At 43.4% G+C, this 422-nt stretch carries 1 protein-coding gene; it reads left to right on the top strand.

Annotated elements, in window-relative coordinates:
- Positions 1-422, top strand: a 422-nt coding sequence (locus AC5V8P_RS26125; RefSeq protein ID WP_495474121.1) for a condensation domain-containing protein, incomplete at both ends; no start/stop codon positions are given.

The following is a 422-nucleotide window of genomic DNA, read 5'->3' on the forward strand; positions in this document are numbered from 1 at the left end:
CCGGCAGACATTCCGAATGTGGAGCACATCATAGGTCTGTTTATCAATACGATTCCGGTGCGTATCCACAGTCATAAGGACAGTTTATTCTCTGACGTAATGAAGCAAACCCAGGAGCAATCAATCGATTCCCATGTCTATGATACGTATCCATTGTATGAAATTCAGGGATTGTCGGAGCTTAAGCAGGATTTGATCAATCATATTCTTATTTTTGAAAATTATCCGGTAGGGGAGCAAATTGAGCAATTAGGCAGCAGTGAGGAAAACAGCTTCAGAATCACAGGAACCGAATCTGTCGAGCAGACCAACTATGACTTTAACGTGGTAGTACTGCCGGGGAATACCATTCACATGAGCTTTGGTTATAATGCCCTCGCCTTTGAACGGGAAAGTGTAGAGCAAATTCGAGGTCATCTGGT

The sequence above is a fragment of the Paenibacillus sp. N119s genome (genome assembly GCF_059447605.1).